The organism is Streptomyces sp. ADI95-16 (assembly GCF_003721495.1).
GTDB lineage: Bacteria > Actinomycetota > Actinomycetes > Streptomycetales > Streptomycetaceae > Streptomyces > Streptomyces goshikiensis.
In genome coordinates this window covers 40,559-55,162 of record NZ_CP033581.1, presented here as the reverse complement: position 1 = coordinate 55,162, position 14,604 = coordinate 40,559, and the positions used below count along the sequence as shown (strand labels likewise).

The 14,604-nt window shown below is 69.6% G+C and carries 11 protein-coding genes and 3 pseudogenes; 12 read left to right on the top strand and 2 right to left on the bottom strand.

Translation table 11 applies throughout. From position 1 onward, the window contains the following. Positions 1 to 328 precede the first annotated feature (328 nt). The 8 genes and pseudogenes from EES41_RS00290 (at position 329) to EES41_RS00255 (ending at position 9,639) form a co-directional block, all read left to right on the top strand. The gene (locus EES41_RS00290; RefSeq protein WP_164495657.1) at positions 329 to 760 is read left to right on the top strand and encodes a hypothetical protein; all 432 of its coding nucleotides are present in this window, start codon (positions 329 to 331) and stop codon (positions 758 to 760) included. A gap of 466 nt (positions 761 to 1,226) precedes the next feature. Next, positions 1,227 to 1,712 (top strand): annotated as a pseudogene (locus EES41_RS00285) (IS5 family transposase); the annotation flags it as partial. Between the two features lie 617 nt (positions 1,713 to 2,329). Next, positions 2,330 to 3,730: a CARDB domain-containing protein gene (locus EES41_RS00280; RefSeq protein WP_174261636.1), complete on the top strand. Its 1,401-nt coding sequence runs from the start codon at positions 2,330 to 2,332 to the stop codon at positions 3,728 to 3,730. A 770-nt stretch (positions 3,731 to 4,500) separates the two neighbouring features. Then, complete coding sequence (locus EES41_RS00275) at positions 4,501 to 5,634, top strand: IS630 family transposase (RefSeq protein ID WP_367995751.1); 1,134 nt, start codon at positions 4,501 to 4,503, stop codon at positions 5,632 to 5,634. Between the two features lie 422 nt (positions 5,635 to 6,056). Next, positions 6,057 to 6,248, top strand: a pseudogene (locus EES41_RS44030) (helix-turn-helix domain-containing protein); the annotation flags it as partial. 1,029 nt (positions 6,249 to 7,277) lie between these two features. Next, positions 7,278 to 7,523: a hypothetical protein gene (locus EES41_RS00270; RefSeq protein WP_164495656.1), complete on the top strand. Its 246-nt coding sequence runs from the start codon at positions 7,278 to 7,280 to the stop codon at positions 7,521 to 7,523. 625 nt (positions 7,524 to 8,148) lie between these two features. After that, positions 8,149 to 8,571, top strand: a complete 423-nt coding sequence (locus EES41_RS00260; protein ID WP_123074575.1) for a hypothetical protein — start codon at positions 8,149 to 8,151, stop codon at positions 8,569 to 8,571. Positions 8,572 to 9,000: 429 nt separating this feature from the next. Next, the gene (locus EES41_RS00255) at positions 9,001 to 9,639 is read left to right on the top strand and encodes an IS5 family transposase (protein ID WP_254211232.1); all 639 of its coding nucleotides are present in this window, start codon (positions 9,001 to 9,003) and stop codon (positions 9,637 to 9,639) included. 198 nt (positions 9,640 to 9,837) lie between these two features. Here the strand turns inward: EES41_RS00255 and EES41_RS00245 are convergent. Both EES41_RS00245 and EES41_RS00240 read right to left on the bottom strand, forming a co-directional pair. Next, positions 9,838 to 10,050 (bottom strand): annotated as a pseudogene (locus EES41_RS00245) (DEAD/DEAH box helicase family protein); the annotation flags it as partial. Further along, entirely contained in the window at positions 10,050 to 10,985 is a 936-nt protein-coding gene (locus EES41_RS00240; RefSeq protein WP_254211231.1) for a hypothetical protein, read from the bottom strand. The pseudogene EES41_RS00245 and the gene EES41_RS00240, both read right to left, overlap by 1 nt. An 86-nt stretch (positions 10,986 to 11,071) precedes the next feature. On the opposite strand from EES41_RS00240, the gene EES41_RS00235 reads away from it, so the two are divergent. From EES41_RS00235 to EES41_RS43740, 4 genes are all read left to right on the top strand, one after another. Further along, positions 11,072 to 11,548: a hypothetical protein gene (locus tag EES41_RS00235; RefSeq protein ID WP_164495655.1), complete on the top strand. Its 477-nt coding sequence runs from the start codon at positions 11,072 to 11,074 to the stop codon at positions 11,546 to 11,548. Between the two features lie 453 nt (positions 11,549 to 12,001). Further along, positions 12,002 to 12,346: a DUF1330 domain-containing protein gene (locus EES41_RS00225; RefSeq protein ID WP_123074569.1), complete on the top strand. Its 345-nt coding sequence runs from the start codon at positions 12,002 to 12,004 to the stop codon at positions 12,344 to 12,346. Between the two features lie 812 nt (positions 12,347 to 13,158). After that, complete coding sequence (locus EES41_RS43745) at positions 13,159 to 14,325, top strand: telomere-binding protein TapR2 (protein WP_302186140.1); 1,167 nt, start codon at positions 13,159 to 13,161, stop codon at positions 14,323 to 14,325. Next, on the top strand, positions 14,325 to 14,603 hold the full coding sequence (locus EES41_RS43740) for a hypothetical protein (protein WP_123074567.1): 279 nt from the start codon (positions 14,325 to 14,327) through the stop codon (positions 14,601 to 14,603). Before EES41_RS43745 ends, EES41_RS43740 begins: the two co-directional genes overlap by 1 nt. The last annotated feature ends 1 nt before the right edge of the window (position 14,604 follow it).

The following is a 14,604-nucleotide window of genomic DNA, read 5'->3' as shown; positions in this document are numbered from 1 at the left end:
GCCATCCGGGCGGGGCCCCGTGGTGATCACGCGGCCAAGGGCGGTCCGGCAGGTCGTCACCAGCCTGGCGCGGACCCGAAGCTGCCGCGGCCGGGCGTGTCGTGCGGGACTTCGCCTTGACCGCACCCGCGAGGCGCGCACCGGAGGAAACGGCGGAGCCGCGTCCGGTGGACCCATCCGAACCGGGCACCCCCGGAGGGCATTTCGCCGCACTCGATGAGCCCTACGGCTTCGCTCGAGCCGCCGCCCGGAGGGCTGATAACCGACATAGGGTGGGCGCCCCCGGCCCGGAGGCTGGGTGACCACGAACCGACCACGGAAGGCACCCATGTCTGTGACGACGAGCCCCACGACCGACTCCGCACCGCTGACCCGGGAGTCCGGCACCCGGCTGGTGGAGGGCTGGACGGCGCTTTGGAACGGCGACATCGCCCTCACCGAGCAGATCCTCGCCCCTGGCTTCCGGCTGCACTTCGCGGACGACTTCGACGGCACCGGCTCCGCCAAATCATTCGGCCAGGACGAACTGACGGCGTTCATCCCGGCCAACAGTCACGCCCTCACCGGCTTGGCGTTCGCCGCCGACGCAGCGCCGCTGATCGACGCCGAGCGCGGCGAGATGGCCTGCCGGCGGATCGAGAGCCACGCCGACGGCGGCGGGGACGTCGTCGTCAAGAGCGGCATCGACATGTTCGCCGTCACGGACGGCCGGATCTCCGCCGTGTGGTCACTCACCGGCAACCGCCGCTTCGTCGCCTGACCGCCGCGGTCCCATGCGGGGCGCCGGCCCTGGCGGGGGACCGGCGCACCTTCCGCGGGCTCCGCCTGCCGGTGACCGCCACGCCGGCAGTGCGCCGACCGGCGAGGCCGATGACGTCCACGCGGTGGATGGGTCCTGCTCCGCGGCCCGCGGGACGACACACGCCGTCCGGCGACCAGACGCTGGACGGACCGGGGAGCCCACCCCCTCGAAACCGCTCCGGCGGTCTCAGAGGGCGTTTACCCAGATCAAGGCCGGTACGCGGCCTATGTGCCTGTCCCGTTTCGATACGGTTCACCCCGTAGGCGAAGAATGCTGCCCGGCGGGGCGAGAGTCCCCCTGTCCGTCTCATCCGTCTTTCGCCAGTGAGACCCGTCTGGCTTAGGAATGTCGCAGAACCTCCTGGCCGCTGCCGGAACAAGATCTTCCGCCATGCCCATGCCCATGCCCATGCTCACGCTGTGCCGTGAGTGAGCGCAAGCCATACCCCAGCGACCTGTCCGACGCCCGGTGGGCCCTGATCGAGCCGACGTTGACGGCCTGGCGCAATGCCCGGCTCGAACGCCGCCCCACCGGCCAGCCGGCCAAGGTCGATTTACGCGATGTATTCAACGCGATCCTCTACATCAACCGCACGGGAATCCCCTGGAAATACCTCCCGCACGACTTCCCCAGCCACGGCACCGTCTACGCCTACTACGCGGCCTGGCGCGACGAGGGAATCTTCGCCCAGCTCAACTACGACCTGACCGGCCTGGCCCGCGTCAAGGAAGGCCGCAAGCCCGAGCCGACCGCTTCGGTCATCGACACCCGGAGCGTCAAAACCTCCACCAACGTGCCCCTGACCAGCCAGGGAACCGATGCAGCGAAGAAGATCGTCGGCCGGAAGCGCGGCATCCTCACCGACACGATCGGCCTCATCCTCGCCGTGACCGTCGCCGGCGCCGGCCTCAGACGGGCTGAGGCCGTCACCTCGCCAAGAGGTGTACGGCCCTTTCGCATGTTCCGGCCCTGGCCCGCCGAGCTCCTGTCGGCGGTGTTGTCGGCGGTGTCCGTGACCATGGGGGGATGCGCGCCGGTATCGAGCCCGGGGCCAGCATGCGGGTATCGACGGGCAACGACACTGACCTGCTCCCCGGACGCATGTCGGCCTTCATGGCCACGATGCGTGATCAGGCCGTCGTGCCGTTCAGCCCCGGTCACCGCGCAGCTCCTACTCGGCCGTGGCATGGCGATGGAGCGTCAACTTCGCCGGTGGTCGATTCACCCCGAGGAGGGATGGTCGCAAGGGTTCAGCACGGGCTTTCGGCCATGACGGGGCGGGCGGGAGGGGGTCGGGAGGCATGTGTGGTGGCTGCGGTTGCCTGGGCCTCGTCCATGACGGCGTGGGGGAGTGGTTGTGGGGGCGACTTCCGTAAACGTGCTTCGCGGGATTGGCCAAACCCCTCCGCTTGTCACTTTACGTGTTCGTTCGGATGCGATGCGCTACGGGATGTTCGGCTCCGCCACGGCACGCACTGTGCGGCCGGCCGGCGGCGCCTTTCAGAAGCGTCCCGAGGGGAAAGAATCATGACCACACCTCCCGCTGCTCCGCTCCGCGTCGCCCTGGCCAACGGCAGCTTCGAACAGCCCGCCGTGACGAGCGTGGAAATCCTGCCGGACGCCTCCCAGACACAGGCGTCCAAGTGGGTCCCGGGCTGGCTCACCACCGCCTCCGACCACAAGATCGAGCTGTGGCATTCGGGCTTCCAGGGAGTGCCGGCGGCCGACGGCGCCCAGTTCGCCGAGCTCAACGCGAACGAGGTCTCCACGCTCTACCAGGACCTGCCGACCACGCCCGGTACGAAGCTGTACTGGCGGCTGTACCACCGCGGCCGCCAGGGGGACGACACCATGGCGCTGGACATCGGCGCGCCGGGCTCCGCGGTGGAGCAGAGGCGCTTCACCGACGGCAACACCGCCTGGGGTTACTACACCGGCACCTACACCGTCCCGGCCGGCCAGACGCTGACGCGCTTCGCCTTCCGTTCCATCTCGGCCGCCGGGGGCAACCGGAGCGTCGGAAACTTCCTGGACGGCATCTTCTTCGGCACCGCTCCCTACGTGGAACTCGCCAAGACCGCCATTCCCGTGGGGCCGCTGGAGGTGGGCGACGCCGTCACCTACCGCATCACCGCCAAGAACGAAGGCGGCGGTGGGGCCGAGAACCTCATCCTGACCGACGTCATCCCGCCAGGCACGACGTACCTGCCCGGCTCCCTGCGCATCGTCGACGGCCCGAACGCCGGAGCGAAGAGCGACGCGCATGGTGACGACCAGGCGTACTACGACGCCCAGGCGGACAAGGTCGTCTTCCATCTCGGCAACGGCGCTTCCGCCGTAGAAGGGGGCAGCCTGCCCAGCACCGAGACCCTGCCGACAGGCACCACGGTGGAGTACCGGGCGGTCATCGACCGGGCCAGCGGCGGCAAGCAGATCAGCAACACCGCAACCGCCTCCTACGAGAACCGGCTCGGTGACACGCCGGAGCCCCTGACGTCCACCTCCAACGAGCAGGTCACCCAGGTCAAGCCGGCCGCCGACCTGACCGTGACGAAGGCAGCCGACGCCACCACCGTCACCGTCGGCCAGACGGTGACCTACCGCATCACCGTCCACAACACCGGCCCCAACGACGCCACCGGCGTCACCGCCGCCGACCAGCTCCCCGACAGCCTCACCTTCCTGTCCGCCGAAGGCCCCGGAAGCTACGACCCGGACACCGGACAGTGGACCGTGGGAGACCTGGCCGAGGGCGCCACCGCCACCCTCGTGCTGAGGGCCAAGGCCACCAAGGCCGGCCTGATCGGCAACACCGCCACCGCCACCGGCAACGAAAAGGACCCCGACACCACCACCAACACCGACATCGTCAGCGTCTGCGTCGAACCGGCCCCCTCCTGCTGCGACCCCTGCGCCGGCCAGGAATAGCCCTCGAGGACCACTGCCGACAACTACTCCCGGCACACCCCTGCGGAAATGCACGGCCGGGAGTAGGGCCCCGGGGCCCTACCGCTACCGCACTTACGTCCGCGACCGCATGAGCGGTTCCCGCGCCGGGACGCGTGGTCCGCCGGGATGCGTGTCCGGCAGGTGTGGCGGGTGTGCGCCTGCGCGGATCGGTCGGCTGGAGTCGGGGGGCCGCTGTGAAGTGAGGGCCCCTGCGGCTCCGCCCGCATGCCCCCGGCCGCCCCCCGGCTGGTCGGGGCTCTTTGGCTCGGAGCAGCCGTTCTCCCGGTTCTTCACCGCCTGCGGCGTCTTCAACGCGGCCGCGAGCCGGGCCTGCGTAACACCGGCCCGCCCCCTCATACACCCGCGCCCGTCCGCCGGAGACGGCAACCGCGGCTCGCTCCCCCTCGGCGCCGTGTTGCGGGGTCCGGTATCCAACTGCGCTGGTTGTTGGGCCCCTCCGGGCGCGTGCGCGGGCGGGGCAGGGTCGCAGGCGGGATCGGGCCGGTCTGTCGGCAGGGATGTGGGAGCGGGGTGGCTGGTGGAGTGGGACTGGTGGACGGTGGAGTTCGGGGACGCGCACGCGGGCGCGGCGGGAGTCCTGATCGGCGGCGGTGAGCCGGGGCCGGTGTACTTCGATGTCGGGAGTGGCCCGGACGTGCCCTCTAGTGCCGTATCAGGCAACGTTCGCCCCGTCGTGACGTGTCGCCCGGTTGCTGTGCTGGGCGACACGGACGGCCAGAATGATCGACGTGGCTGAACGCGTACAGGTTCGGGAGATTGATGATGACGAGGGCAGGCGGTTGCTGCGGATCATCCGCAGAGGAACCGGGTCGGTAGTGACCTGGCGGCGGGCCCAAATGGTGCTCCTGTCCGCCCAGGGAATGCCGGTGGCGAGGGTCGCCGAGGTGACGTTCACCAGCACGGACCGGGTCCGCGACGTGATCCACAACTTCAACGCCGACGGCTTCGCCTCGCTCTACCCGAAGTACCAGGGCGGCCGGCCCAGGACGTTCACCCTCCCGGAGCGTCGGGAGATGAAGAAGACCGCGAAGTCCAAGCCGGCCGAGCACGGCCTGCCGTTCTCGACCTGGAGCCTGGCCAAACTGGCCGACTTCCTGGTCGCCGAGGGGGTGGTCGACGACAACAGCCACGAGGGCCTGCGCATCCTGCTCCGCGAGGAAGGCGTCTCCTTTCAACGCGTGAAGACCTGGAAGACTTCCCACGACCCCGACTACGCCACGAAGAAGGCCCGCGTCGAGCACCTCTACGCGATCGCCGACGGCGAGGTCATACCCGAGGAGAACGAACCCGAGATCGTCTTCTGCATGGACGAGTTCGGGCCGCTCAACCTCCAGCCCCATCCAGGCCGGCAGTGGGCCGAGCGCGGCGGCAAGCACAAGGACCCCGACCGCGACCCCCGACCCCGCAGACGGGCCACCTACACCCGCCCACACGGGGTCCGGCATCTGTTCGCCGCCTACGACCTGCGCAAAGACCAGCTCTACGGTCACATCAAGAAGACCAAGAACAGATCGAAGTTCCTGGAGTTCTGCCGCTACCTGCGCTCGCTGCACCCACAGGACGTGCGGATCGCGATCGTCTGCGACAACTACTCTCCGCACCTGACGACGAAGCGGTGCCAGCGGGTCGGGACATGGGCCGAGGCGAACAACGTCGAGATCGCCTACACCCCGACCAACAGCTCCTGGCTCAACCGCATCGAAGCCCAGTTCACCGCCCTGCGCTACTTCGCCCTCGACGGCACCGACCACCCCTCCCACAAGGCCCAGGGCAGCATGATCCGCCGCTACATCATCTGGCGGAACAAACACGCCCAGGACAAGCGCCTACGCGACGTCGTCGCCAGAGTCAGCATCGCCTGACCTCCTACCGCACCCCCAGTCAGGCACCGAAATGCGGATGAGGGCAGACCTCCAACCCCTCGCCTGGACGATCACTCCAGCCCCACCACAGGTGCCGATCCCCGCACTGCCACACGCTTCGGCAGACACGCTTCCCGTCGTCATCCCGCCGTGAGAGGACCATCGCAGTGCAGGTCATCGACTGGTCACAGGACGGGCAACAGGGTGCCGTGCTATTTGATTCCACCGCATGAAGGTAACCCCTCTGCTCAGAGGACCGCCCGCAGCCTTCAATCCTCGCCAACAGGGCGAACGTTGCCTGATGCGGCAGTCGCAAGAACTGGAGGTGCGCTGCGTCATGAGCGTACGCGGAATCCCCCCGGGCGCGCCACATCGTGCCCTTCACGGAGCACCCGTGTTAACCCCACCGTTGGTGGTGTGTTGTGGCGCTTGAACCCATTCTGTGGGCTCTGCACGACAGCCCCGTAGCCAGTACGACCGATCGGATGCTGCTGGCCGGTCTGGCGGAGAAAGCGGACTCCGACGGCTGCAATGCCTTCCCCTCACGCCGCACCCTGGCCAGGATCGCCCTCTGCGACGTCAAAACGGTGCAGCGCCGCCTGGCCGCTCTCGTGGAGCAGGGCGTGATCGCGCTGGGGGACCAGGACGCCGCCCGGTACATCCCCAAGCAAGCCCGCCCCAAGGTGTACGACCTGCAAATCCCGGCGGCCTGGTACGGCCCGGAGCGACTGGCCCGGGTGAACCAGGACCGGGCCCACCGAGGCCTGCCGCCACTGACCAACGAGAACCGCGCCCCACTTCCGTTGGCCCCGCCCCGCGCGCCGCGCAGCGACAAGGGAAAGCCACGCCCAGGGGGAGGGGACTCTCAGTCCCCTCCCGTCGAGCACCCTGATCCCGACGGGAGGGGGGACTCTGTGTCCCTTCAGGGGGGACTGACAGTCCCCCAACCCTCTCCCTTAACCCTCCCCGTAACTGAAACCCCCGTAGCGCCTGCGGCGCGCAGCGCCGATGACGCCCGCAGGGCAGGTGCGGGTAGTAGCGTGCGCGAGGCCGGCGGCTCCGCCGCGCCCGCAGACGCTGACGCGCCCACCCTGAGAGCCGGTCGGGGAACGCCGGCCTCCCACCGCATCCCCCCAGCGCTGACAGATGCCATCCGCGCGGTGGAAGCGGCATGGCCCAGGGAACTGGCCGCTCTGCTGCCAAACCACCGCCCGGCAGTGCTGCGGGAGGCGATCCTGCAAGCCCTGGACGGCGGGCGCACAGCACACCAGCTGGTGGAACGGATCCAGCGGCGATGGTGGACCCACGGCTACGCACGCGCCCTGGCCGAAGGACACCTCGCCTCCCCGGTGGGCGTCGCGGTCGCTCTGGTGCGCCCGTCCACGGACTGTCCTGATCCGATGTGCGAGGACGGCGTGACCCTGCACCTGGGCAACGGATGCCCGAAGTGCGAACCACGTCGAACGGACCGCCGCCGAGGCCACGCATCCGAACCGTGGGAGAAGGGTCCCGCGCCTCAGTGGTGGGAGTGTAAAGGTCAGGGCTGCACGGCTGCCGGCCACGGTCCCCGGCCGGCTGGCGGCCTGTGCTGGCAGTGCCAAGAGCGGGTCGAGGCGGCTGCCGCGCAGACCGCCGTGCAGAGAGTGAGCGCAACCCTGGCAGCCGAGACTGAGACGGCCGAGGACGCGGCACGCCTGCGGCAGACGATCCGCTGGGCACGGATGCTCGACGAGGCCTACACAGACCACGAGGAGCGCGGCAGGACGGCACAGGAGTTGGCCGAGGCGCAGCGGCAGGCCGATTCCGACGCCGAACAGGTACGCATCCTGCGGGAGCAACTCCTGCGCGAGCACCCCGAGCTGGAGGCGTACGTGCAGGGGCAGACGTGATTGCGTCCTTAACCCCCATTTCGACTGGTTCGAGCGGGGTAGCTCTCTTGGAGGCGCCCGGGTGTCGTCCTGGGGGAAGCAGGTCAATTGTTCTGTAATTCCTGGAGTTTGTTCAGTTTCGCCAACTAAGGCAGTTGTGGGTGAGTTTGGTGCTGCGGGTCGATACCGACGGTGGGACGACCCTGATGCCGTGGCCTGGTGATCAGCTGGAGAGGGGCTTGCTGATCCGGGCCGGGGTCGGGGGTGCTGCGGATATGGGGGTCTACCACCGCCGGGCCGTGCTTCATGTCCACGGCAACGGTCAGGCCGAGCGTCTCCCGCTGAACCTGGCGGTGTGGGTGTTGGCGTCCGTGTGGAGGGGGTTTGAGCTGCCGTACGGGCTTCACGGCACGGTGATGGTGACTGGACCGCAGTCTGAAGCCCTGGGTGCCGATCTTGTGGCGGAGGTTCAGGCCGTGTGTGTTGGCGGTGGCCGAAGTCCGGGCTGAGTGGCAGGACCGGCCGCCGGTCGGCGAGAACGCTGCCCGCGCCGAACTCCTCGTGAGTGACTGCCCGGCCGGGTGATCTTTCGGCGGTCTGGGTATCAAGCCAAGGGTGATCGGCGAGCTGAGGGGGCGGACTTCGCATGGGGACAGCGGACGAGCAGGACCATCGGGACGGGGAAGGCTGGCTGACGAAGGCCGAAGTCCGGGAGATCTGGCCGCAGATCAGGCCGATGAGCATCACGGCCGTGGCGCGGGCCAACAGCGTACGTACCTCGGCTGCGCCCTTCCCGGACCTGACCCGCGAGCCGACCTACCACGCGGCCGACGTACGCCAGGTGGCCGCGCGGATAGCCCGGGGTGAGGCCGATGTCGCGCCCTGGCAGCGCGCCGACTCCGACGCTGCACGCGACGACGCCATACCCGGCCCACCAGTTCGGCGGCCCGTCGGTTGGGGGCCCGAGAACGTGCCGGGGCTGATCCTGCTGGCAATCATTGTGGGACTGATCCTCTGGGGCCTGACCTCTCCCGACAACCACGGCACAGTAACGGACTTCGTGCGCTGAGTGCGCTAACTAGCGGTTGCTCTATCGAGCTTGGTGATCGTGAGTTCGAGTCTGCCGACTCGGTCGGGCGATCTCCTGGTCGGCAGGGCATGAAAGCGGGGCCTCCCGTAAAGCTCGTGGGTGTCGCATCCAGTCGAGCAACAGGAGGCTCCTGGTGCCGCAGTCTTCCGTCTCCGTGACCTTGCCATCCAACTCCGCACCCCTGTCGTGTGATTGTCTCGCTCACCGGTTCGGGAACGCCGGGGACCGGCCGCACAGGCGTCCGAGGTATCCCTCGGACATGACCGGCGCGGAGTGGGCAGTCGTACGCGACGCGATGCCCGTGCCCGCCTGGCTTGAGGGACGGGGCGGGCAGCCGGAGAGCTACTGCCACCGGCAGCTGGTCGACGAGTGCGCTACCTGGTCGCGGGCGGCATTGCCTGGAGAGCGATGCCTGCGGACTTCCCCGCGTGGGACCGCGTCTACGCCTTCTTCCGGCGCTGGCGGGACAAGGGCCTGGTCGCCGAGTCCCACCACCGGCTGCGCGACCGGCTTCGCGAAGCGTCGGGCCGCGATCCGGAGCCGACCGCCGGGATCATCGACGCGCAGTCGGCGAAAGGGGTCGCGTCGGTGCCGGTTGCCAGCCGGGGGTTCGACGGCGGGAAGAAGGTGAAGGGCCGCAAGAGGCACATCGTCGTGGACACCCTCGGGCTTCTGCTGGCCGTGATGGTCACCGCCGCATCCGTCACCGACCGCGGGGCCGGCTGGACACTGCCCGAGCGGCTGCGGCTGCGGCTGCGGCGCTGGCGCATCTCGCTGGTGCGGGCCGACGGCGGCTACACCGGACGCCTGGTCGACCTTGCCCGCGATGTCCTGCGGATCGCGCTGACGGTGGTCAGACGCATCGACGACGCCACGGGCTTCGTGGTGCTGCCGAAAAGGTGGCTGGTGGAACGGACGTTCGCATGGCTGATGCACTCACGCCGCCTGGTCCGCGACTACGAGACCCGCACTGACAGCTCCGAGGCTATGATCCGGTGGTCGATGAGCATGGTCATGAGCCGTCGGCTCGCCCGGCGAGCACACTGAACATCCCCGGACGTTCCTCGACCATCCAGCCCCGCGCGGCCAGGCGCTTCACCTTCGACCGCACTCCCTCCACCTTCGCCGCGACCACCTCTAGACCAAAGGCCGCCGCGAGCTGCCGGCAGTCCATCTCCTCCCCGCTCCCCGCCAGGACCTCCACGAGCCGTTGGTAGTCCGGCGCCAGTGAGTCGAGAGCGAGCCCAGGTCCAGCGAGGGCACGAGCACCAGCACCCGGCCCGCGCGTAGCGCCTGCGCACTCCAGGTGGCCACCAGGGTCTTCCCGGATCCCGTGGCCATGACCACCTGAGTCCGTAGTCCGCGTTCGGGGATTGAGCGCGATGCGGTGAGTTCGAGGGCGTGCAGGACCGCGTCGACGGCCTCGTGTTGATGGGGCCGGAGCTCTCTCGTTGCCATCACGGTGTCTGTTCCTTGGCTGGACCGTGTGAAGTGTCCCGGTCCTGAGGGTGGGAGCTGTCAACGGGCTGGGCGGTGGTGGTGTTTCGCTTGCGGCGTCGGTGTGCGCGCTGGGCTTGGGCGCGGGCGCATTCGCGAGTGCAGTATTTGATGCCGCTGGTGCGGTGCTGCCCGTACTCGGCGCGGCCGCGCTGGCGGACGAAGGACCGGCCGCAGGTCTCGTTGGAGCAGGTGCGGATGGTGGCGTCCTCAGCGAGGTGGTTGTACAGCTGGAGGAAGGCGGCCGAGTAGATCGAGGGGTGGCGTTCGCTGAGGGTGCCGATGCCGACGCTGAAGACGCCCAGCGCGGTGTTCAGCGTGCCTTCGAGGTGCCGGAGCCTCTGCGAGATCAGCACATCACGGAGGCGAGTGCGGTCCCGGGGCCAGTCGCCGCCCAGGTGGGGGTTCTCGGCACGGACCGCGGCGAGGTGAGTTCCGGTGGACTGGTCTGCGACGAGCTCGTCGAGGCCATCCCGACGCCGGCAGGCGAGCCAGGTGCGGATCGCTTTCTGGGCCTGGCGGATGTGGAGGCGGACGACGTCGCGGTGGACGGTGCCGCCGTCACGCTCGGGGTGCTCAATGGCGAGCACCTCCCGGAGCAGCAGCATGTCCTCCTCGTCCCAGCTGCCTGCCTCGAAGAACCCGGCACCGAAGTGCCCCCAGGTGCGCATCCAGCTGGCGACGGTCTCCATGTCCTCGGCATCGAGGTCCATGAGCTCGCGCAGGTAGAAGTCGTCAGGGAGCGGACCGCTCGCCGGCCGGACGGGATCCTGCGGATCCCACACGATCCATTCGCCTTCGACCCGGGCGCCCACGAGGGGGGTCAGCTCCGGAGTGGGGACGGGAGTCCCGGGCCACAGCGTGGGACGAAACCGTGGGTCTACGTATGCCGCCATGATGGGCATCATGGCCATGAGGCAGTAGCACGAAAAGCCGGAATGTTCGTATCACTCATCGTGAACTGGGTTGAGGGCACCGCGTGGTGACGCACTGGCAGGACCGCAAGTCAGCAGGAGAGCTCCACGAACAACGGGTCGCCACCGCCCTGCGCACCCGAGGCTGGACCGTCCAGCAATGCGGCCAGGGCAGCTACCCGGACCCGATCCGCCAGGCCTTGGCGCGCACCGGCTCCGCACTTCGCCAGTTCCCCGACCTGATCGCCGCCCGAGAAGGCGAGCTCGTCACCATCGACGCCAAGGACCGCCTCCCCAGCACCCACACGGACCGCTACGCGATCAGCACCGCCACCCTCAACGCCGGCCTGCTCTTCACCGCAGCCCACGCGCCCACCCCTCTGTACTACGTCTTCGGCGACATGAAGGTCCTCACCCCCGCCGAAGTCCTCCACTACACCGACCACGCCCTGCGCCACCACAGCGGTGCGTACCACCTCGTACGCACCGACCGCGCCCACCTCTTCGACGGAGTCTTCGGCGGCGCCAGTGAGCGTGCTGCCTGACGGGTGGTCGGATACCTCGCCCGAGCTGGCCTCCTGGGCCATCTCGGTGGGGTGACCGGCTTCCTCGACGGCTGGGTCGCGCATGTCCTCGCTGTGCACCAGGCCACTACCGGGGGGACTCACCGGCCCCGCCCGGATGAGCTGAGCATGAGAAAGACGAGCTACGCACTGACGGCGGCGGCCCTGCTGTTCGGCATTGCGTGCGGCGACGTGCGGCGGGGTCGCGTCCGGCGACGTGCCGGTTGACCTGGTCGCCCACCGCGCCGGCTTCGGCTCCACCAACTCCCGGCGCCACCACATGCGTGCCGCCCTCGCCATCTCCCCGATCGCCTGCCGGCGTACCTTCCAGCCCGCGGCGCCATTACCCCGGAGGTAATTGCCGCGGCCGGCGCGCGCTGACAGGATCGGATCAACGGGCCCGGACCGACGGGCCGGTCGACCGGGGAGCAGATCATGACCGCGTACGCCATCGCCCACATCCGCCCCGAGACGATGAACGAGGACATCCTCGAATACATCGAACGGATCCAGTCGACCATGGACCCCTACGAGGGCCGCTTCCTCGTGCACGGCAAGGAGGTCGAGGTGGTGGAGGGCCCCTTCCCCGGCACCGTCGTCGTGATCGGCTTCCCGGACATCGAGCGGGCCCGCTCCTGGTACGCCTCCGACGCCTACCGGGCCGTACTCCCGCTGCGCACCCGCCACATCGCGGGCGAGGTCGTTCTGGTCGAGGGCGTCCCCGCCGACTACGACGCCTCGAAGACGGCCGCCCGTCTGCGCGAAGAAGCAGGGCTCTGACGAGGGGCTCTCTGTTCGAAGGCCCCGCGATCGGGGAGCACCGCCGTGTACGACCACACCACCGATGGTCGCGAGGGACACCGCGGGCGACGGGCCTGCCGACGGGCACACGGGCAGGTTCCCGTCCGTGAATGGGGGGCGCCGCCGCTGGCGGCGCCCCCCGGCTCGTCTCCGGAGTTCGGGGCGATCCTCCGCAGGGGTGATTCGGTGCAGTGCCGTTTCGGCGGTGAATCGGACGGGCCGGGGGAGTGAACTGTCGCTCCGGGCCCTGGTGCAGGTTTGGGGGTGGCCGGTAGAACCGCCGGGTGATGATCTTGCTCATGCGGGCCGCCACCGCGGCCACCGCTGCCCTCGCCGTGTCCCTGCCCGCCACGACCGCGCACGCCACCGAGGAGCGTGCCGTGGTGCCGGCGTGAGTCAGTCGGAAACTGGGAAGCAGGCCGAAGCGAGCCACGGCCGCCGAAACGCGCCGCCTACGCCCGACTCCTGGAGGGCCTCGCCGCCCGCTTCTCCGCTCCGGCCGCCGACGCGCCCGCCGCTGCCCCGGCGCCTGTGGCCCCGGAGGCGTTCACCGGTCCGGCCCCGGCACCCGCCGCCGTCCCGCCCGGCGGCGAGCAGCACCGCCAGGCCGTCGGCGATGTCGCGGCGCCCGGGTGCGAAGAAGGCGGTGGAGCGGCCGGTCACCCGGGCGGCCACCGACCCGCGCTTCGAGAACGGTCCGCTCGTCCCGGTCAGCGCTGGAGCGCTTCGGCCTGCCCGCCGCCCTGTCGGAGGCGGAGCGGCACGCGAGTCGGCTTCCGGACGGCCACAAAGTGGTCAAGCAGACCGCCAAGGCTGGCCTCCAGCTCACCCAGCGCGGACTCGGCCCGTGGGCTCGCGTCTTCCGCGACCCGGAGGGTTCCCGGCGGCGCTGCGTGCAGCTGTGCATCCCGGCCTGGAACGCCCTGGAAGCGCGGGAGTGGGACAAGAAGGAGGGCCTGCAGCTGCCGACGATGCACCCGGCCGACCTCGCCCGCTACCTCGGCCTGTACGCGGAGCGGGCGACGACGCCACGCGGCACCACCTCGACGACCGGCCTGGAACTGATGACCGCGCTGCGCCCGCCGACCCGGGCGGAGCAGGACCTGGCCACCGGCGAGTACAAGCGGGCCTTCAACGACGACGCGCTCACCCAGCTCTACCCCGTGGTGGAGTGCGAGGTCCCCGACGAGCACCCGGTCCTCAAGGGGAAGTTCGCCCGGCACCACATGCGCACCCCGGCAGAGATGCTGATGGAGGAGCCCTACGACTGGTGCCGACTGCTGACCGACGAGGAGTGCACGAACCAGTTCCTGGTCGCGGTCGACCTCAACATGAGCTTCGCCGCAGCCGCCAACGGCCTCACCGTCGGGCTGAACGGGCCAACCCACCTGACCGGTAACCCGACATTCGACCCGGCGCTGCCCAGCTCATGGTTGGTCGACCTGTCTCACGTGGATCTGTCCCGCGTCTCGGTCAACGGCCTCACAGTCAACGGCGAGCTGCTTCCGAGCCCGTTCACCCCGAAGGGCGACCGGCCGACCAGGCCTGCCTGGTACGCCACCCCGACGCTCGCCTATGCGGTGGAGCTCGGCGTCGACGTCGCCCCGATCGAGGCGTACGTCTGCACGCAGACCGGACGCTACCTGGACCCCTGGTACAAGCGGCTGCGCGACGCGTACGTCGAGACGATGGCCGACATGGGCGTCACCGCCGACCTCGGGGGCCAGGAGTTCCTGGACGCGATGGCCCGGCGCAAGCAGGTCGACCCGACGATGGCGCTGCTGGAGACCGCGATCAAGGCGACGGCCAAGGGCGCCATCGGCAAACTGCGCCAGCGCAGCTTGCCGGCCAAGTCCCGTACTACGAGTCCTACCCGGCGCTCAACCGGGAGACGTGGCGCCCCGACATCCGGGCCGCCGTCCTCTCCACCCAGCGCACCGGCCTGTACCGCAAGCTGATGAAGACGGCGGCCGCCGCCGACCTGTACCCGGTCGCGATCGGCACCGACGCGATCGTCTACCCTTCGCCCGGCCCCTCCCCGCTGGACGTCCTGCCGCACACCGACGAGGGCAAGCCGCTGCCCGGCGGCTTCCGGCTCGGCGTCTCGCCCGGCTTGGTCAAGTGGCAGGGCGCCCAGACCGTCCTGTGGGCGGAGCAGCAGTTCGAGGAGCGGGGCGGCGTCTTCAACCTCTCCAACCTCATCAAGAACAACCCGACGGCCGGAGAAGGGGAGTAAC